Origin of the sequence: Massilia sp. CF038, assembly GCF_900129765.1 — a bacterium.
Lineage (GTDB): Bacteria > Pseudomonadota > Gammaproteobacteria > Burkholderiales > Burkholderiaceae_D > Telluria_A.
Genome location: NZ_FQWU01000002.1, coordinates 326,115 through 344,338, shown reverse-complemented (window position 1 = coordinate 344,338; position 18,224 = coordinate 326,115). Strand labels below are relative to the sequence as shown.

General features: G+C 63.5%; 17 protein-coding genes. 15 read left to right on the top strand and 2 right to left on the bottom strand.

What is annotated here, in order from left to right:
- The first annotated feature begins 171 nt into the window (after positions 1-171).
- From BUC24_RS11640 to BUC24_RS11585, 12 genes are all read left to right on the top strand, one after another.
- On the top strand, positions 172-2,853 hold the full coding sequence (locus BUC24_RS11640) for a bifunctional acetate--CoA ligase family protein/GNAT family N-acetyltransferase (protein ID WP_073215952.1): 2,682 nt from the start codon (positions 172-174) through the stop codon (positions 2,851-2,853).
- An 89-nt stretch (positions 2,854-2,942) separates the two neighbouring features.
- The gene (gene hemN / locus BUC24_RS11635; protein ID WP_073215948.1) at positions 2,943-4,373 is read left to right on the top strand and encodes an oxygen-independent coproporphyrinogen III oxidase; all 1,431 of its coding nucleotides are present in this window, start codon (positions 2,943-2,945) and stop codon (positions 4,371-4,373) included.
- A gap of 2 nt (positions 4,374-4,375) precedes the next feature.
- On the top strand, positions 4,376-5,134 hold the full coding sequence (locus tag BUC24_RS11630; protein WP_073215945.1) for a sulfite exporter TauE/SafE family protein: 759 nt from the start codon (positions 4,376-4,378) through the stop codon (positions 5,132-5,134).
- Positions 5,131-7,551, top strand: a complete 2,421-nt coding sequence (locus tag BUC24_RS11625; RefSeq protein ID WP_073215941.1) for a heavy metal translocating P-type ATPase — start codon at positions 5,131-5,133, stop codon at positions 7,549-7,551. The genes BUC24_RS11630 and BUC24_RS11625 overlap by 4 nt, the downstream gene beginning before the upstream one ends.
- Positions 7,552-7,698: a cbb3-type cytochrome oxidase assembly protein CcoS gene (ccoS, locus tag BUC24_RS11620; protein ID WP_073215939.1), complete on the top strand. Its 147-nt coding sequence runs from the start codon at positions 7,552-7,554 to the stop codon at positions 7,696-7,698.
- Between the two features lie 88 nt (positions 7,699-7,786).
- The gene (gene ccoN / locus BUC24_RS11615) at positions 7,787-9,214 is read left to right on the top strand and encodes a cytochrome-c oxidase, cbb3-type subunit I (protein WP_073215937.1); all 1,428 of its coding nucleotides are present in this window, start codon (positions 7,787-7,789) and stop codon (positions 9,212-9,214) included.
- 13 nt (positions 9,215-9,227) lie between these two features.
- Entirely contained in the window at positions 9,228-9,842 is a 615-nt protein-coding gene (gene ccoO, locus BUC24_RS11610) for a cytochrome-c oxidase, cbb3-type subunit II (protein WP_073215935.1), read from the top strand.
- Between the two features lies 1 nt (position 9,843).
- A complete protein-coding gene (locus BUC24_RS11605) occupies positions 9,844-10,014 on the top strand; it encodes a cbb3-type cytochrome oxidase subunit 3 (protein WP_073215931.1) in 171 nt (56 codons plus the stop codon).
- On the top strand, positions 10,007-10,933 hold the full coding sequence (gene ccoP, locus BUC24_RS11600; protein WP_073215928.1) for a cytochrome-c oxidase, cbb3-type subunit III: 927 nt from the start codon (positions 10,007-10,009) through the stop codon (positions 10,931-10,933). The genes BUC24_RS11605 and ccoP overlap by 8 nt, the downstream gene beginning before the upstream one ends.
- Positions 10,930-12,321, top strand: coding sequence for a cytochrome c oxidase accessory protein CcoG (gene ccoG / locus BUC24_RS11595; RefSeq protein ID WP_073215925.1), 1,392 nt, complete (start codon positions 10,930-10,932; stop codon positions 12,319-12,321). The genes ccoP and ccoG overlap by 4 nt, the downstream gene beginning before the upstream one ends.
- Before the next feature lie 13 nt (positions 12,322-12,334).
- Positions 12,335-12,868 (top strand): FixH family protein, encoded by a 534-nt coding sequence (locus BUC24_RS11590; protein ID WP_073215922.1) that lies wholly within the window; start codon positions 12,335-12,337, stop codon positions 12,866-12,868.
- Positions 12,865-13,098 (top strand): hypothetical protein, encoded by a 234-nt coding sequence (locus BUC24_RS11585; RefSeq protein ID WP_073215919.1) that lies wholly within the window; start codon positions 12,865-12,867, stop codon positions 13,096-13,098. The genes BUC24_RS11590 and BUC24_RS11585 overlap by 4 nt, the downstream gene beginning before the upstream one ends.
- 7 nt (positions 13,099-13,105) lie before the next feature.
- On the opposite strand, the gene fnr is transcribed toward BUC24_RS11585, so the two are convergent.
- The gene (gene fnr / locus BUC24_RS11580) at positions 13,106-13,867 is read right to left on the bottom strand and encodes a fumarate/nitrate reduction transcriptional regulator Fnr (protein ID WP_073215916.1); all 762 of its coding nucleotides are present in this window, start codon (positions 13,865-13,867) and stop codon (positions 13,106-13,108) included.
- Positions 13,868-13,881: 14 nt separating this feature from the next.
- The gene (locus BUC24_RS11575) at positions 13,882-15,135 is read right to left on the bottom strand and encodes an RNA helicase RhlE1 (protein ID WP_073215914.1); all 1,254 of its coding nucleotides are present in this window, start codon (positions 15,133-15,135) and stop codon (positions 13,882-13,884) included.
- 404 nt (positions 15,136-15,539) lie between these two features.
- Between BUC24_RS11575 and BUC24_RS11570 the strand changes: the two genes are divergently transcribed.
- The 3 genes from BUC24_RS11570 (at position 15,540) to BUC24_RS26920 (ending at position 18,187) form a co-directional block, all read left to right on the top strand.
- On the top strand, positions 15,540-16,811 hold the full coding sequence (locus BUC24_RS11570; protein WP_073215911.1) for a histidine kinase: 1,272 nt from the start codon (positions 15,540-15,542) through the stop codon (positions 16,809-16,811).
- Positions 16,804-17,574 carry a LytR/AlgR family response regulator transcription factor gene (locus tag BUC24_RS11565; protein WP_073215909.1) on the top strand — a complete coding sequence of 257 codons (771 nt, stop codon included), beginning with the start codon at positions 16,804-16,806 and terminating at the stop codon, positions 17,572-17,574. Before BUC24_RS11570 ends, BUC24_RS11565 begins: the two co-directional genes overlap by 8 nt.
- Before the next feature lie 133 nt (positions 17,575-17,707).
- Positions 17,708-18,187, top strand: a complete 480-nt coding sequence (locus tag BUC24_RS26920; protein ID WP_073215906.1) for a hypothetical protein — start codon at positions 17,708-17,710, stop codon at positions 18,185-18,187.
- Positions 18,188-18,224: the final 37 nt, after the last annotated feature.

The window sequence follows — 18,224 nt, the reverse complement described above, 5'->3', positions numbered from 1 at the left end:
TGACTCCACAAGTTGATTGGACTTCGCCAGCGTATGCGCTAGCATGAGGAGCGTCCAGCCACAATTGTTTCAAGCAAAGGAATCTTGCGGCGAATTTGATGCACATCAACTGAAAGCCATGTCCTGCCGTCTACTCTGCATTTGCCTTAATAGAGAAAGCATACTGCCCACATGAGTGTCAGGAATCTGCAGCACCTGTTTGCCCCCGCCTCCGTGGCCATTATCGGCGCTTCCGAGCGTGCCGCCAGCGTGGGCGCGACCGTTTTGCGCAACGTTGTCGGTGGCGGCTTCAAGGGGCATATTTACCCCGTCAACCCCAAGTACGATACGCTGGGCGGCCTGCTGGCGTATCCCGACGTGCGTTCCCTGCCGGAAGCACCAGCACTGGCCATCATCTGCACGCCGCCGGCGACGGTGCCGGCCATCGTGCGCCAGCTGGGCGAACGGGGCACCCGCGCGGCTATTATTCTGACGGCGGGGCTGGGCAGCATGGTCGACGCCCAGGGCAGAACCCTGCGCCAGGCCGCGCTGGACGCAGCCCGCCCTTATGTACTGCGTCTGCTGGGGCCCAACTGCGTGGGCATGCTGGTGCCGGGAATCGGCCTCAATGCCAGTTTTGCCCACACCAACGCCTTGCCCGGCAAGCTGGCCTTCGTGTCGCAATCGGGCGCGCTGGTCACGGGCGTGCTGGACTGGGCCAATTCACGCGGCATTGGTTTTTCCAAATTCATATCGCTGGGCGACAGCGCCGACGTCGACTTTGGCGATCTGCTGGACTACCTGGCCAGCGACCCTGCCACCAGCGCCATCCTGCTTTACATGGAAGACGTGCGGCACGCGCGCAAGTTCATGTCGGCGGCGCGCGCTGCCGCGCGCAGCAAGCCCACCCTGATACTCAAAGCCGGGCGCATGGCCGAAGGCGCGCGCGCCGCCGCTTCGCACACGGGTGCACTGGCCGGATCGGACGATGTGTACGACGCCGCCTTCCGGCGCGCCGGCATGCTGCGCGTGCTCGCCACCGAAGACCTGTTTGCGGCAGTGGAAACGCTGTCGCGCGCGCGGCCCCTGTTTGGCGAGCGTGTGGTCATTCTGACCAATGGGGGCGGGCCGGGCGTCATGGCCACCGACGCGCTGGTGTGCGGCAAAGGCGTCATGGCGCAGCTGAGCCAGGACACACTGACCAAGCTTGACGCCGTGCTGCCAGCGACCTGGTCGCGCGCCAATCCAGTTGACATCATTGGCGACGCGCCGGCTGAGCGCTATGTGCGCGCGCTGCAAATTCTGCTCGACGACCCGCAGACCGATGCCATCCTGTTCATTCATGCGCCCACCGCCATTGTGCCCAGCGCCGACATCGCACGCGCCATCGCCCCCTTGGCACAGGGCTCGTCGCGCAACATCCTCGCGTGCTGGCTGGGCGGCGATGCCGTGGCCGAGGCGCGCCGCATATGCGCCGACGCCGGCGTTCCCACTTTCGGTACGCCCGAAGAAGCGGTCAACGCCTATCTGCAGATTGTGCAGTTCCGCCGTAACCAGAACCTGCTGATGCAGGTCCCCCCGTCGGCCGGTACCGGCTTTGTGGCCGATGTCGACAAGGCGGCCGGCATTGTGCGCGGCGCTATTAACGCGGGCCGCGCCTTGCTGAGCGAACCGGAGTCCAAGGAAGTGCTGGCTGCCTATGGCATCGCGGTGGTGGCCACGCGCAGTGTCGCGAGCATTGACGAAGCGGTGGCGGCCGCCGATACCATCGGCTATCCGGTTGCCATCAAGGTGCTCTCGCCCGACATTACCCACAAAAGCGATGTGGGTGGCGTGGCCCTCGATCTGGACAGCGCGGCGGCCGTGCGCGCGGCCGCACTGCGCATGCAGAAACGCCTGCTTGAACTGGCGCCGACGGCCCACCTTGAGGGCTTTTCGGTCCAGCAGATGGCGCGCCGGCCCGATGCGCATGAACTGATCATCGGTGTGGCCACCGACCCTACTTTCGGGCCGGTGATCCTGTTTGGCCAGGGCGGGGTGGCAGTCGAGGTTACGGCCGACCATGCGGTGGCACTGCCGCCGCTGAACGTGGTGCTGGCGCGCGACATGATCAGCCGCACCCGGGTGGCGCGCCTGCTGGCCGGTTACCGCAACCGCAAGCCGGCCGACCTGGACGCCATTGTCTGGATCCTGATGCAAATCTCGCAAATGGTGGCCGACCTGCCCGAGCTGGTGGAACTCGATATCAACCCGCTGCTGGCCGACAGTGCCGGCGCCATCGTGCTCGACGCGCGCATGCGGGTGGCGCTGGCCGACAAATCGGCCAGCACGCTCGACCGCCTGGCCATCCGGCCCTACCCGCGCGAGCTGGAGCAGCAGATCGAATGGGAAGGCAGGCCGCTGTTGCTGCGCCCGATCCGGCCCGAAGATGGCGTCGCCCACCAGGCCTTCTTCAATGCGCTGACGGCCGACGACGTCCGCTACCGCATGTTTGTGCGGGTGCGCGAACTGCAACCTTCGCAGCTGGCACGCTTCACGCAGATTGACTACGACCGCGAAATGGCATTTATTGCCACCCGGCCTGGGCCCGACGGCCTGGCCGAGACGCTGGGCGTGGGGCGGGTGGTGGCCGACCCTGATAACATCGAGGCCGAATTTGCCGTCACGGTGCGCTCCGACCTGAAAGGGCATGGCCTGGGTCCGATTTTGATGGAAAAGCTGATTGCCTACTGCCGCCGGCGGGGCACGCGCGCCATCGTGGGCGAGGCCATGCCGCAAAATGCGCGCCTCATCAAACTGGTGCGCAAACTGGGTTTCGACGTCACGCCCAATCCGGCTGACGACACGATGCACCTGCGCCTGCCCCTGGAATAGCGCCCGTTTGGCCGTTTTTGATGCACCTCAAGGATTTTGGCGACCCTGATCAATAGACTCGCACCATGTCAGATCAGGAGTCTCTTAGCATGCTTGCAACATCCCAGCCCGTTACACGCCAGTTCATCCCAGTGCAGAATCTGCAGTTCGATTCGGCGCTGATCCGCAAGCTGACCAAGTCCGGTCCGCGCTATACCTCCTATCCGACAGCCGACCGCTTCTCATCCGAGTTTGGCTACCGCGATTACTTGAAGGCGGTGGCCGGCCTGCGCACCAAGGGCAGCGCCAAGCCGATGTCGCTGTACGTACACATTCCATTTTGCGACACCGTGTGTTACTACTGCGCCTGTAACAAGATCGTGACCAAGAACCGTGACAAAGCCAGCGTCTATCTGAGCTACCTGAAACGCGAGATCGAAATGCAGGGCCGCCTGTTCGCCGGCATGAACCAGATCGAACAGCTGCATTTTGGTGGTGGTACGCCGACCTACCTGTCGGACGAGCAGATGGGCGAATTGATGGCGCATCTGCGCCGCTGGTTCCAGTTTGCGCCTGACCAGGTGGGTGAGTACTCGATTGAGGTCGACCCGCGCACGGTGTCGCGCGAGCGCGTGCACAGCCTGCGCCAGCAAGGCTTCAACCGCATCAGCCTGGGCGTGCAGGATTACGACCTTGAAGTGCAGAAGGCCGTCAACCGGGTGCAGCCAGAGCACGAAACCCAGGCCATCATCGACGCGGCGCGCGAGGCTGGTTATCGCTCGGTCAGCATCGACCTGATTTATGGCCTGCCGCGCCAGGACACCGCCACCATGGCCAGGACGCTGCAAAAGGTGATCAAAGCGGCGCCCGACCGCATCGCCGTCTACAACTACGCGCACATGCCGCATTTGTTCAAACCGCAGCGCCGCATTCTCGACAGCGAATTGCCCACTGCCGACACACGCCTGGCCATGCTGGAGCTGTGCATTGCCACCCTGACCGCGGCCGGTTATGTCTATATCGGCATGGACCATTTCGCCCTGCCTGGCGACGACCTGGCCGTGGCGCAGCAGCAGGGCCGCCTGCACCGTAACTTCCAGGGCTATTCCACCCACGCCGAGATGGATCTGATTTCCTGCGGCGTGTCGGCCATCAGCGCGGTGGCGGCCACCTACAGCCAGAACGTCAAGACGCTCGATGCCTACTACGACCTGATTGACCGTAACGAGCTGCCCATCGAACGCGGCATCGCCCTGAACATGGACGACGCGCTGCGCCGTTCGATCATCCAGATGCTGATGTGCCAGTTCGAGCTGTCCACCTCCGCCATCGAGCAAGCCTACCCGATCGATTTTGCCAGCTACTTTGGCGCCGAACTGGCGCAGCTGGACCAGTTGCAGGAGGACGGCCTGGTGACCCTGGAGCCGGGCTGGATCAATGTCACGGCGCGCGGCCGGCTCCTGATTCGTAATGTGTGCATGGTGTTCGACCGCTATCTTGGTACCGGTGCGGCCGGCCCGCGCCACTCGCGCACGGTATAGCAATGAGCGTCAATCTGCTACCGGTATTCCTGGTCGGGCTGGCCGGCAGCGTCCATTGCATCGGTATGTGCGGCGGGATCGTGAGCGCGTTTTCGCTGGCGCCAGTCGCGCGCGCACCGTTCCCGGTGGCAGTGGTGAGCGACCATGCGCCGCGCGCCGCTGCCGCCAGTGCGCGCGTGCTGGCCTACAACGCCGGGCGCATTGGCAGCTACGCGGTGGCTGGCGCCATGGCCGGTGGCCTCGCCAGCGGCGCAGGCACCCTGGCCGGACTGGCCGAATGGCAGGCCGCTGGCTACTGGCTGGCCAACCTGATGCTGGTGCTCCTTGGGCTGTACCTGATGGATGCCTGGCGCGCACTGAGCGCGCTGGAACAGCTGGGGCAGGGCGTATGGCGCCGTTTGCAGCCGCTGATGCGCCTGATCCTGCCGCTCGACAGCCCGCTCAAGATGTTTGCCATGGGCGCCCTGTGGGGCTGGATCCCGTGCGGCATGGTCTACAGCGTGCTGCTGACCGCCATGTTCAGCGGCTCGGCGGCAGGCGGCGCGGCCGTGATGGCCGCTTTCGGTCTGGGCACCCTGCCGATGCTGCTGATGCTTGGCCTGGCTGGCGCTGGCTTGCACGCTACGCTGCAGCGCGTGCCCGTGCGGCGCGCCGCTGGCGTACTGGTGGCCGGCTTCGGCCTGCTTGGCATGGCGCGCGCCATCATCGGCCTGCCGCACGGCTGGCTCGATGTGCTGTGCGTGAACGGGGCGATGGCATGAGCGCGGTGCTGGCCCCGCTGGCGTGCCATCACTGCGGTTTGCCGGTGCCCGCCGGCGCGTCCTGGCGTGTGACTATTGACGGCCAGGCGCGCCCGATGTGCTGCCCCGGCTGCGAAGCGGTGGCGCACAGTATTGTTGATGCCGGTTTTGCCGACTATTACCGCAACCGCAGCGCCTTCAGCGCCAATGCAGCCGAATGCGATCTGGTGCCACCCCAGCTGGCGCTGTACGACAGCGATCCGGCCCTGGCGCAGCCAGCGGCCGGCCAGGCCGATTGCAGCGCCGTTTTTTCGCTTGAAGGCATCCGTTGCGGTGCCTGCGTGTGGCTGATCGAAAGGCGCCTTGCACGCCTGCCCGGGATGGGCGCAGTGCAGGTCAATGTCGCCACCGAACGGCTGCACGCGCGCTGGGATCCGGCGCTGTGCAAGCCGAGCGCCATCATCGCGGCCTTGCGCGCCACCGGCTACGTGGCCTATCCGCACGATGCCGCGCGCCAGGGCGCCCAGCGCGACAAGGCGCGCAAGACCCTGTTCCGCCAATTGTTCGTGGCCGGCCTGGCCATGATGCAAGTGATGATGTACGCGCTGCCCGCCTACATTGCCGACGACGGCACCATGGATACGGACATGGCAGCGCTGATGCGCTGGGCTTCCTTGCTGCTGACGCTGCCCGTGCTTGTGTACTCGGCCCAGCCTTTCCTGAAGGGGGCCTGGGCCAGCCTGCGCCAGCGCACCCTGGGTATGGATGTGCCGGTGGTGCTGGGCATAGTGGCGGCCTCCGTCGCCAGCATCGTGGCCACCGTGCGTGGCGCGGGCGAGGTGTATTTTGACTCGGTCACCATGTTCGTCTTCTTGCTGCTGGCGTCGCGCTATCTGGAACTGCATGCCCGTCAGAAGGCGGGGCAAGCACTGGAACGCCTGCACAATGGCTTGCCCGCGTCGGCGCGCCAGCTGACGGACTATCCGCGCACCCGCGAGAGCGCCATGGTGGCGGCGGCAGGACTGGATGCGGGCGACCTGGTCATGGTGGCGCCAGGCGAAAGCGTGCCGGCCGACGGCGTCATTGTCGAAGGCGACGCCCGCCTTGATCTGGCGCTGCTCACTGGCGAAAGTCTGGCCCAGGCCCGCGCATCGGGCGACGAGGCGCCCGGCGGCGCCATCAACGCCGGGCAGGCTTTCGTGCTGCGCGTCACCCGCGCCGTGCGCGACAGCACCTTGTCGCGCCTGGTCGCCCTGGTGGAAGGCGCCAGTCTGGGCAAGCCGCAACTGGCCCAGTGGGCTGACCGTGTGGCCGCCTGGTTCGTGCTGGCGCTGCTGGTCTTCACGGCTGTGGTATTCGCGCTCTGGCAGCACATCGATCCTGCGCGTGCATGGCAGGTGGCCATTGCCGTGCTGGTGGTGTCGTGCCCGTGCGCGCTGTCGCTGGCCACGCCCAGCGCGCTGGCCGCCGCCACCGACGCCCTGGTCCGGCGCGGGATCCTGGTGGTGCGTCCACACGTGCTGGAAACGCTGCATCGCGCCACCCATATCGTCTTCGACAAGACCGGCACCCTCACTGAAGGCAAACCGGTGGTGGTCGCCGTGACCCTGCTGCGCGCGCTGGACGCGCAACGCTGCCGCCAGATCGGCGCTGCGCTGGAAGCGGGCAGCGCTCATCCTCTGGCCAGTGCGATTCGCGCTGCCTGTAGCGGGCCCGTGCCCAGCGCGCTGGCGCTGCACAGCGAGGCTGGCAAAGGCGTGAGCGGCACCATTGACGGCGTGCGTTATCAACTTGGCAGTGCCAGTTTTGTATGCCTGGAAGCCGGCGCCGACACGCCCGATCCGGGTGTGACCTGCGTTTATCTGGCTGCGGAAGGGGTGCCACTGGCACGCTTCGAAATCGCCGACCGGCTACGCCCCGAAGCGGGCGCCGTCGTCGACTACTTCCGCCAGCGCGGCAAGCAGGTGGTGCTGCTCAGCGGCGATGCGCGCGAGGTGGCCGCGAGCGTGGGCGCGCAACTTGGCATCGGCACGGCTCTGGGCGGCCAGCTGCCGGCCGATAAGCTCGATTACGTGCGGCGTCTGCAGCAGCAGGGCGCGCGCGTGGCCATGGTGGGCGACGGCATCAACGATGCGGCAGTGCTGGGCGCCGCCGATGTGTCGTTTGCGATGGGCGAGGGCGCGGCCCTGGCCCAGCTGCATGCCGACTGCGTGCTCATGTCGGGCCGCCTGGCCTCGCTGCGTGAAGCAGCCGAGGTGGGCGCGCGGACGCTGGGCGTGGTGCGCCAGAACCTGGCCTGGGCCACCCTGTACAACGCCTTTGCCATTCCGGCCGCGGCGCTGGGCCTGATCAACCCGTGGGTATCGGCGGTCGGCATGTCGGCCAGTTCGGCGCTGGTTGTCATGAATGCATTGCGCCTGCGGCGCCAGGGGGTGTAGATGGAAGCGCTGTATTTGCTGATTCCCCTGTCGCTGTGCATTGTCGTACTGGCAGTGTGGATTTTCTTTGGCGCGTCCGAGAGCGGCCAGTTCGACGATCTCGATGGTCCGGGCATGCGCATTCTGCACGACGACGATTTGACGTGACTCTGCCGTTTTTGATTCACATCAAGGATTTTTGAAGGTCAGAAATTTACTCTTCTGCTGTCATCGACGTATTTCCCAGGAGAGTGTTTTGGACACCGCATTAAATTACAACTACAAGATTGTCAGGCAGTTCACGATCGCCACCGTGCTTTGGGGTGTGATCGGCATGCTGGCCGGCGTCTTCATCGCCGCCCAGCTGGCCTGGCCCGCCCTCAATTTCGACATCGCCTGGCTCACTTACGGGCGCCTGCGCCCGCTGCACACCAACGCCGTCATTTTCGCCTTCGGCATCAACGGCCTGTTCGCCACCTCGTACTACGTCGTGCAGCGCACCTGCCAGGCGCGCCTGTTCTCGGACGGCCTGTCGGCCTTCACCTTCTGGGGCTGGCAAGCGGTGCTGGTGCTGGCCACCATCACGCTGCCGATGGGTTTCACGCGCGGCAAAGAGTACGCCGAACTGGAATGGCCCATTGCGCTTCTGATCACCGTGGTGTGGGTCATCTACGCCGTGGTCTTCTTCGGCACCATCATCAAGCGCAAGGTGCAGCATATCTACGTGGCCAACTGGTTCTTCGGCGCCTACATCATCGCCGTGGCGCTGCTGCACGTGGTCAATGGCGCATCCATGCCGGTCACGCTGTGGAAATCGTACTCGGTGTATGCCGGCGTGCAGGACGCCATGATCCAGTGGTGGTACGGCCACAACGCGGTCGGCTTCATCCTCACGGCCGGCTACCTGGGCATGGTGTACTACTTCATTCCAAAACAGGCCGAGCGTCCCGTGTATTCGTACCGCTTGTCGATCGTGCACTTCTGGGCGCTGATCTTCACCTACATGTGGGCCGGCCCGCACCATCTGCATTACACCGCGCTGCCTGACTGGACCCAGTCGATCGGCATGGTGTTCTCGCTGATTCTGCTGGCACCATCGTGGGGCGGCATGATCAACGGGATGATGACGCTGTCGGGCGCCTGGCACAAGCTGCGCACCGATCCAATCCTGAAGTTCATGATCGTGTCGCTCTCGTTCTACGGCATGGCCACCTTTGAAGGCCCGATGATGTCGATCAAGACCATCAACTCGCTGTCGCACTACACCGACTGGGGCATCGCCCACGTGCACGCCGGCGCCCTGGGCTGGGTTGGTTTCATCACGATGGGCTCGATCTACTATCTGATCCCGCGCGTGGCTGGCAAAAAAGCCATGTGGAGCACCAGCCTGGTGGACCTGCACTTCTGGGTTGCCACCATCGGCATCGTGCTGTACATCGCCTCGATGTGGATTGCCGGCGTGATGCAGGGCTTGATGTGGCGCGCCGTCAATCCGGACGGCACCCTGACCTACACCTTTGTGGAAGGCGTCAAGGCCACCTATCCGTACTACGTGATTCGCTTCGGCGGTGGCCTGCTGTACCTGACCGGCATGCTCATGATGGCCTATAACACCTGGCAGACCATGCGCAACACCGTCAGTCAGGACGCCAGGATTCCATCCCTTTTACCTTCACACGCTTAACCAGGAGCCCTTCATGAAATTTTCCCATGAGTGGATCGAGAAAAATCCCTGGCTGCTGATTGGACTGGTTCTGCTGGTCGTTTCCATCGGCGGTCTGGTGGAAATCGTCCCGCTGTTCTTCCAGAAGTCGACCACCGAACCGGTGGCCGGTCTGAAACCGTATTCCGCACTGCGGCTGGTGGGACGCGACATCTACATCCGCGAAGGCTGCTACAACTGCCATTCGCAGATGATCCGTCCGTTCCGCGCCGAGACCGAACGCTATGGCCACTATTCCGTGGCTGGCGAGTTTGTGTATGACCACCCGTTCCAGTGGGGCTCCAAGCGTACCGGCCCGGATCTGGCGCGCGTCGGTGGCCGCTACAGCGACGAGTGGCACAAGACCCACCTGGACAACCCTCGCGACCTGGTGCCGGAATCGAACATGCCGTCCTACCCATGGCTGGCGGCCAACAAGCTGGTGCCCGAGCAGGTCATTCCCAAGATGCGTGCCATGAAGCGGCTGGGCGTGCCGTATGCGGAAGAAGAAATTGCCGCAGCCCCGGCCACCCTGGCCGACAAGACCGAGCAGGAAGCGCTGATCGCCTACCTGCAGGGCCTGGGCACCCAGATCAAATCGAGGAACTGACATGGCACTTCAACAAATTTTTGACAACGCGAGCAGCATCATGACGCTGATTAGTTTCATCACCTTCCTTGGCATCCTGCTGTGGACCTTCGCGCTCAAACGCAACGCCGATTTTGCCGCCCAGGCAGCGCTGCCGTTCGCCGACGAAGACGGGGAGAGCGGTCATGGCTGATTTCACCAGCGGATTCTGGGATCTGTACATCGGCATCATCACCCTGCTGTCGATTGCCGGCTGCGGCATTTTGCTGTGGTCCCAGGCCACCCATCGCATCCAGCCCGGCGAAGCCACCGACGGCACCACCGGCCACCTGTGGGACGAAGATCTGACGGAACTGAACACGCCGCTGCCACGCTGGTGGATGTGGCTGTTCTATATGACCATTGTGTTCGCGCTTGTCTATCTGGTGCTGTATCCGGGTCTGGGCAGCTACGCCGGCAAGCTGGGTTGGAAGTCGAGCGGCGCCTACGAGCAGGAACTGGTGCGTGCCAAAGCCGACTACGGCCCGCTGTTTGCCAAGTACGCCAGCCAGGATCTGGAAACCGTGGCGCGCGACCCGCAAGCGCACGCCATTGGCGAGCGCCTGTTTCTGACCTACTGCGCCCAGTGCCATGGCTCTGACGCACGCGGCAACAAGGGCTTTCCCGACCTGACCGACAAGGACTGGCTGTACGGCGGCGAAGCGTCGGTGATCAAGACCACCATCCTCAAGGGGCGTAACGGCATGATGCCGCCGATGGGCGCAGCCCTGGGCTCGGAAAAGGATGTTGAGGATGTGGCGCACTACGTCAAGAGCCTGTCGGGCATGACTGCCGACCCGATTCGTGTCTCGTTCGGCAAATCCAAGTTTGGCGCCTGCATGGCCTGCCACGGCCCCGGCGGCAGCGGCAACCAGGCCATCGGCGCGCCCAACCTGTCGGACAAGATCTGGCTGTACGGCGGCAGTGCCGAGACCATCATGGAAACCATTCGCAAGGGCCGCAGCAATACCATGCCCGCGTTCGAAGATTTCCTTGGCAACGACAAGGCCCACGTGCTGGCAGCTTACGTGTGGAGCTTGTCCAATGAAGAGAAGGTGCTGGCCAAAAAATGAGTGAAGCAAAAGGCAAGAGCGCGGTGATCAAGATGTACGCCGCGCGCGAAGAAATCTATCCGCGCGAAGCGAAAGGGCGCTATGCCACCATTCGCTGGGCCTGTGTCTGGATCACCCAACTGGTGTTCTATGGCCTGCCATGGATGAATTGGAACGGGCGTCAGGCCGTGCTGTTCGACCTGGAAGCGCGCAAGTTTCATATCTTCGACCTGGTGCTGTGGCCGCAGGACTTCATCTATCTTGCCGCGCTTCTCATCATCAGTGCCTATCTGCTGTTCCTCGTCACTGCCATCGCCGGTCGGGTGTGGTGCGGCTTTGCCTGCCCGCAGACGGTGTACACCGAGATCTTTTTGTGGATCGAACGTCGCATCGAGGGCGCGCGCAGCGCCCGCATTCGCCTGGACCGCCAGGGCTGGACCGTTGACAAGATCGTCAAGAAGACCAGCAAGCACCTGGCCTGGGGCACGGTCGCCCTGTGGACCGGCTTCACCTTTGTCGGCTATTTTGCGCCGATCCGCTCCCTGATGGGCGCCGTGCTGGCGCTTAGCCTCGGGCCATGGCAGTGGTTCTGGATCGGCTTTTATTCCCTGGCCACCTATGGCAATGCCGGTTGGCTGCGCGAACAGGTGTGCAAGTACATGTGCCCGTATGCGCGCTTTCAGAGCGCCATGTTCGACAAGGACACCCTGATCGTCACCTACGACCGCGAGCGCGGCGAGCCGCGCGGCCCACAGGCTGGCGCCAAGCGCGAAGGCAAGGGCGACTGCATCGACTGCTCGATGTGCGTGCAGGTGTGCCCGACCGGAATCGACATCCGCAAGGGCCTGCAGTACGAGTGCATCGGCTGCGCTGCCTGCATCGATGCCTGCAACACCGTGATGGACAAGATCGACCTGCCGCGCGGGCTGATTCGCTATTCCACTGACCGCGCGCTGAGCCAGCACTGGGATGCGCGCCAGATTGCGCGGCGGGTGGCGCGTCCACGCGTCCTGATCTACACCGCGCTGCTGGCGGTGATCGTAGTCGGCTTTATGTTCTCACTGTATTCGCGCACGCCGCTCAAGCTCGATGTGATACGTGACCGCGGCTCGATGGGACGCGAAGTGGGCGACGGCATGATCGAGAACGTGTACCGGCTGCAGATCATGAATACCGCCGAAACCGCGCACCGCTTCACCATTCAAGTGGCCGGCATCGAAGGCATCGCGCTGGCCGACGGCGGCGTGGCCGAACTCGATGCCGCCAGCACGCGTGCCGTGCCGGTGCGGGTACAGGCGGCGCGTGGCGCAGCTCACAAAGGTTCCAACGAAATTCGCTTCATCCTGACCGCCGAAGACGATCCGTCCTTGCGCGTGACGGAAAAAGCCGTGTTCATCGTCCCCAGATAACAAAGGAAGCAGCATGCAAAGCACCGTTCCCCATGCCTTGAATAACAGTCCCGCCTGGTACGCGCAGCGCTGGCCGTGGCTACTGATGCTCGGACCTGCCTTGGTCGTCGTCGCCGGCACCATCACCGGCTATCTTGCCTACACGCGTCAGGATGCGATGGTGGTCGACGACTACTACAAGCAGGGCAAGGCCATTAACCAGGATTTGCGGCGCGACCGTGCCGCCAGCGCGATGCAGCTCGCGTTCGATGCGCAGTACGACGCGCAGGCGGGGCTGTTACGGGGGCAGGTACGCAGTTTTGGACGGCCGCTGGCTCTGCCGCTGCGTATCAGCATGAGCCACTCCACCCAGCCCGAGAAAGACTTGGCACTACTCGTGCAGCCTGATTCTGAAGGGCGCTTCAGCGTCGCCATCGCCCCGCTTGAGCGGGCCCGCTGGGGCGTGACTGTGGAGGGGGCAGAGCGTGAATGGCGGCTGGCGGCGGATTGGCGTTGGCCGGCTCAGGCAACGGTCTCGATCCAGGCTGACAAGGCAGCCACGCCATGAAGAAGGGCTTGCTGCGTCTGGCGATGTCGGTACTGTGGCCGTCGTTTTTAACGGCAGCGCTGATAGTGGGCTGCGTGTTTTCGCTGTTCGAGCCGGAGCACCTGGCCGGCATGTCGCCGATGGCGACCTACACCATCGGCTTTTTCGGTTTCTGGGCGTTGAGCGCCCTAGGCTGTCTGCTGACCTGCTATTTGCTGGTGGTGCCCGAGGGCGAGCACCCCCGTTTTTGAACCTGGCTTATGCCATCGGCGAACACTGCTCGGTGCCGGCAGCAAGCGCCTTGATCATGACCGGGTCGAGCAGGGTGACTTCGCGCTTGTCGACCTTGAGCCAGCCCTGCTTTTTATAGCGCGACAGCAGGCGGCTGATGCTCTCGATGGTCAGCCCCAGATAATTGCCGATATCTTCGCGCGACATGCGCAGCTGGAAGCTGTTGGCTGAATAACCACGCGCTGCGTAGCGTGCCGACAGATTGACCAGGAATACCGCAAAGCGCTGCTCGGCGCGCATGTTCCCCAACAGGAGCATGACATTCTGCTCGCGCGTGATTTCCTGGCTCATGATGCGATGAAAGTGACGCAGCAGCGTGGGCACATGGCCGAACAATTCTTCCAGGCGGCCAAACGGAATTTCGCACACTTCGCTGTCTTCCAGCGCCACTGCATCGCAATGATGACGGTCCGCGCTGATCGCATCCATGCCAAGCAGTTCGCCGGCCATCTGGAATCCGGTGATTTGCTGTTCGCCGGCGGCGTTGACCTGGTAGGTCTTGAAATGGCCAAAGCGGATCGCGTACAGATTGCGGAACGGCTCATCCATCTGGTACAGGCGCTCGTCGCGCGCCAGACGGCGGCGGCGGCCGATGATCTGGTCGAGACGCGAGATGTCATTGTCGTCCAGGCCCATGGGCAAACAAAGCTGGTGCATGCTGCAGTTGGCGCAGCTGGACTTGAGCGTACCGATATTGATAACGGGGCTGCTGGGGATCAGATCGTTCATCGCCACATGATACCTTATGGACGACGCGCAAAACGCACGTCAACATTGGAAACCTCGCCCACTGTCTTGGGTTTTTTGGGCTTCTTTGGTTTCTTGACAATCTCGCCCGCCGTATTCGTCACCGGGACCCGGTGTTCCGGTGAAAAGTCGGCTTCCTCGATGCGTTGGAGCGTCTGTTTTGTCAGGACTTCAATGGCTGCCAGCAGGGTCACTTCATCGGCGCACACCAGCGACACCGCTTCGCCCGCATTGCCGGCCCGGCCAGTGCGGCCGGTGCGGTGGATATAGTCTTCCGCCACAATCGGCAGATCGAAGTTGACCACCACCGGCAGGTCGTCGATATCGAGTCCGCGCGCGGCCACGTCAGTCGCCACCAGGATGCGGCACTGGCCGGCCTTGAAGCTGTCGAGCGCGCGCAAGCGGGCCGGCTGCGGCTTGTCGCCGTGGATCGAATCGGCGGCCACGCCATGCTCGGCCAGGATATCGACCAGCTGCTCGACGCCCCGGCGTGTTTTGACAAACACCAGCACCTGGCTCCAGCGTTTTTTGGCCAGCAGGTGCAAGAACAATTCCGGCTTGCGTTTTTTGTCGACCGGGACCACCCACTGGCGGATCTTCTGCACTGTGGTATTGCGCGGACTGACTTCGATACTGAGCGGATCGGCCAGCAGCTTGCCCGCCATGGCGCGGATCTCGTCCGAGAACGTGGCCGAGAACAGCAAGGTCTGGCGCTGTTTCGGCAGGGCCGCGAACACCGCATCGAGTTCGCGCGAAAAGCCCAGGTCCAGCATGCGGTCAGCTTCATCCAGCACCAGGGTTTGCAGCTGATTGAACTTGACCGCGTTCTGGCGGTACAGATCGAGCAAGCGGCCGGGCGTGGCGACCAGCAGGTCCAGTCCTTTGCGCAGCTTCATCATCTGCGGATTAATGCTCACGCCGCCATAAGCGACGGCCGTACGCAGCGGCAGGCTGGCGCCATACGTCTTGAAGCTCTCGTGTACCTGCTCGGCCAGCTCGCGGGTGGGCACCAGCACCAGCACGCGCACCGAATTGCTGGCCACCTGCGGGCCTTCCATGGTCAGGCGCTGCAGCAGGGGCAGGGCGAAGCCGGCCGTTTTGCCGGTGCCGGTCTGGGCGGCGGCCATGACATCGCGCTTGGCCAGCACAGCCGGAATGGCCTGGGTCTGAACCGGCGTGGGCGACGGATAGCCGATCGCATCAAGGGTACGGCAAAGCGGGTCAATCAGACCGAGGGAAGCGAACGACATAGGGAAGCGGCCTGGCGGCAAAACGTGGGGAAGCCGACAGTTTACTCTGTCCCGGGCCCTGCGGGGCGAAACAGCGTTGCTAGCGCATGGCGGCAGTGGCAACGGTTGGTTTGACTGGTTCGTGTTTGTCCTGGCAGCCCGTCAACAGCAAACCTGCAGCCGCTGCCAGTGCCAGGCACACTCGAAGAATCCTGTTCATCGCGACCTCCCATCAAAAACGTCATCGTAGCCAGATTCGCAACAGAGTGGCGCCCTCCAGCGCTCGCCGGGGGAGCGCAGTCTGGTCCCGGGGAGGGGTTTTTGCGGGTTCCGTCGGCGTTTGGACGGTTCTGTCGGATAATGCCGGGGCCAATGTGGGGCGCTTGCTATGCTTTTTCCAAGCCCACTGTCCTGGAACCTTCATCATGATTACTAGTTTCTTCTTCATTTTTCGGCTGACGCTGGCCTGGTTTCTTGCCTACCTGCTCAGCGCGATCCTGTTCCACGAGACCTTCCTGCGCGAGGTCGAGGAAAACACGGGCGGCTATTTCGTCCTGCTCGGCACCTTTGTATGCGCGATCGTGATCGTGACGGCGTTCTCGCACTTGCGCCGCGTGCGCTTGATTACGGGAGCGGTTGATGCCGCTGCCCTGTCAAACCGCCAGCGCCGGCAGATCGAAATTCCGTTCGAAGCCGGTGTCGCCTTTGATATGGTGGAGGCGGCCATTCGCGAGCTGCCCGGCATCCAGGAGGTCGAGACAGCCCGCGACAGCCTGCAGGTGCGTGCCAAGGTCAAACGGTTCGACCCGTACCGTGGTGACGCCAGCCCCTGGCGCCTGGCGGAATACTTCCGCACCCGCCGCAACCAGATTCTGATGACGGTCACACCCAATGGCGACGCCGGCAGCGTCACGCTGCTGTGCGAACCGGAACGCAGCGCCTGGACCGATGGCTTTGTCGTCGACTTTGGCACCAACCTGGAAAACGCCGAGGCGATCGTGCGTTCGGTGACGCGCCGGGTGGCTGAACTGCGCCGCCGCGAAACGGCCAGCGTGACGCAAACGGCCACCGAAAAGGAGCTCACCGTCGCCAAGCTGAGCCTGCTGCATGCCCAGGTCGAGCCGCACTTTTTATACAATACGCTGGCCAGCGCACAGCTGCTCACCCGCACCGACCCGGCCCGTGCTGACGAAATGCTGGGCAATCTGATTCTGTACCTGCGCCATTCGCTGCCACGCACGGAAGACGCTTTGTCGACCTTGGGCGAGGAGCTCGAACGCGTTCAGGCTTACCTCGATATTCTCAAGATCCGCATGGGTAGCCGCCTGAATCTGCAGGTTGACGTGGCGCCCGCCCAGCGCGCGCTCCCGTTCCCGACGATGATGCTGCAAACGCTGGTGGAAAACGCGATCAAGCATGGCCTGGAGCCGAAACCGGGCGGCGGCACAGTATGGATCCTGGCGCGCACCACGGACCATGGCGTGGCCGTCACGGTGGCCGACGATGGCCGCGGCTTCTCGGCCGAAGGCGGGGGCACCGGGATTGGCCTGCGGAATGTGCGCGAACGTCTGCGCCTGGCTTACGGCAGCACTGCGTCGTTCGCCATTGTGGCCAACTTCCCGAGCGGGGTGGCCGCCACCATCACCGTGCCCAACGCCGCACCAAAGGGAGCTGAAAAAGGAGCCGACCATGATTAAGTGCGTCATCGCCGAAGACGAAATCCTGTTGCGCGACGCCCTGGTCGAGCAGCTGGCCCAGGTCTGGCCCGAGCTCGAGATTGTCGCCGTCTGTGACGATGGCGGCAGCGCTCTCGAGGCCATCGCCGAGCATCGCCCCCAGGTGGCATTTCTGGATATCCGCATGCCCGGTCTGACCGGCCTGGAAGTGGCGGCCGCACTGCCACAGGCCAGCCCCCAGACCCAGGCCGTGTTTGTGACGGCGTACGATCAGTATGCGCTCGACGCCTTCGACCGCGGCGCGGTTGACTATCTGCTCAAACCCGTGGCCCGGCCGCGCCTGGAGGCGACCATTGCGCGCATCAAGGCGCGTCTTGCCAGCGGCGGCCACGATGCCGCAGCGCTGGCCGAGCTGGTGGCCAAACTGGGGCAGGGCATGGCCAACAGCAGCAAGGAGCCGCCCCTGGTCTGGCTGACCGCCAGCGCCGGCAACGAGACACGCCTGATCATGATCGAGGATATCGCCTACTTCCAGTCCGATACCAAGTACACGGTGGTGATGACGGCGGCCGGCGAAGCGCTGCTGCGCAAACCGATCCGCGAACTGCTCGATGTGCTCGACCCGAATATCTTCAAGCAAATTCACCGTTCCACCATCGTCAATTTGCGCGCGATCGCGTCGATCACCCGCGACGAGACAGGCCGCGGCATCGTCAAACTGCGCAACCGCCCCGAGACATTGTCAGTAAGTCAACCCTTTATGGCGTTGTTCCGCAACATGTAAAACTGTAAGGAAAGGTTTCAGTGTGCGCTGGCGTACGGAATTTCATGTTGCCTCTGTTAAACTATTCAGTATTCCGCACCAATTGCGGCTGCTGCGCCCCGGGCGTATCGTTAACATAAAAGAGGTACTTAAAATGAAAAAACTGATCATTGCAGCTGCACTGCTGCTGGGCGCCACCAGCGCCATGGCCGAAGTGGGCGTGAGCATCAATATTGGCCAGCCTGGCTTCTACGGTCAGATCGAACTGGGTGACTTCCGCGCTCCGCCGGTGGTGTACGCACAGCCGATCATTGTTGAACGCGGCCCGCGCTATGTGCGCGAAGAACCGGTGTACCTGCGCGTGCCACCTGGCCACATGAAAAAATGGAGCAAGCATTGCGGCGCGTATAACGCCTGCGGCCGCCAGGTGTATTTCGTCCGTGACGAGTGGTACAGCAATACCTATGCGCCGCGCTATCGCAGCTCGCATGGCTACGACCGCCGCGACGACCGCCGCGATTACCGTGACGACCGCCGCGACTATCGTGACGACCGCCGCGACGACCGCGACGACGACCGCGGTCATGGCCACGGTCACGGCCACGGCAAGGGTCACGGCAAGCACAAGGACTGATCCTTCGCGCCGCGTGCGCGCGTTTTCCGGCGTCGCA

What these genes read in the sequence shown, in the direction of transcription:
- BUC24_RS11590 (WP_073215922.1), top strand. Translation starts at nt 12,335, where the DNA reads ATGCAAAGCACCGTTCCCCATGCCTTGAATAACAGTCCCGCCTGGTAC.
- BUC24_RS11625 (WP_073215941.1), top strand. Translation starts at nt 5,131, where the DNA reads ATGAGCGCGGTGCTGGCCCCGCTGGCGTGCCATCACTGCGGTTTGCCG.
- ccoS (WP_073215939.1), top strand. Translation starts at nt 7,552, where the DNA reads ATGGAAGCGCTGTATTTGCTGATTCCCCTGTCGCTGTGCATTGTCGTA.
- BUC24_RS11585 (WP_073215919.1), top strand. Translation starts at nt 12,865, where the DNA reads ATGAAGAAGGGCTTGCTGCGTCTGGCGATGTCGGTACTGTGGCCGTCG.
- fnr (WP_073215916.1), bottom strand. Translation starts at nt 13,867, where the DNA reads ATGAACGATCTGATCCCCAGCAGCCCCGTTATCAATATCGGTACGCTC.
- BUC24_RS11575 (WP_073215914.1), bottom strand. Translation starts at nt 15,135, where the DNA reads ATGTCGTTCGCTTCCCTCGGTCTGATTGACCCGCTTTGCCGTACCCTT.
- ccoO (WP_073215935.1), top strand. Translation starts at nt 9,228, where the DNA reads ATGAAATTTTCCCATGAGTGGATCGAGAAAAATCCCTGGCTGCTGATT.
- ccoG (WP_073215925.1), top strand. Translation starts at nt 10,930, where the DNA reads ATGAGTGAAGCAAAAGGCAAGAGCGCGGTGATCAAGATGTACGCCGCG.
- hemN (WP_073215948.1), top strand. Translation starts at nt 2,943, where the DNA reads ATGCTTGCAACATCCCAGCCCGTTACACGCCAGTTCATCCCAGTGCAG.
- ccoP (WP_073215928.1), top strand. Translation starts at nt 10,007, where the DNA reads ATGGCTGATTTCACCAGCGGATTCTGGGATCTGTACATCGGCATCATC.
- BUC24_RS11640 (WP_073215952.1), top strand. Translation starts at nt 172, where the DNA reads ATGAGTGTCAGGAATCTGCAGCACCTGTTTGCCCCCGCCTCCGTGGCC.
- BUC24_RS11565 (WP_073215909.1), top strand. Translation starts at nt 16,804, where the DNA reads ATGATTAAGTGCGTCATCGCCGAAGACGAAATCCTGTTGCGCGACGCC.
- BUC24_RS11630 (WP_073215945.1), top strand. Translation starts at nt 4,376, where the DNA reads ATGAGCGTCAATCTGCTACCGGTATTCCTGGTCGGGCTGGCCGGCAGC.
- BUC24_RS26920 (WP_073215906.1), top strand. Translation starts at nt 17,708, where the DNA reads ATGAAAAAACTGATCATTGCAGCTGCACTGCTGCTGGGCGCCACCAGC.
- BUC24_RS11570 (WP_073215911.1), top strand. Translation starts at nt 15,540, where the DNA reads ATGATTACTAGTTTCTTCTTCATTTTTCGGCTGACGCTGGCCTGGTTT.
- BUC24_RS11605 (WP_073215931.1), top strand. Translation starts at nt 9,844, where the DNA reads ATGGCACTTCAACAAATTTTTGACAACGCGAGCAGCATCATGACGCTG.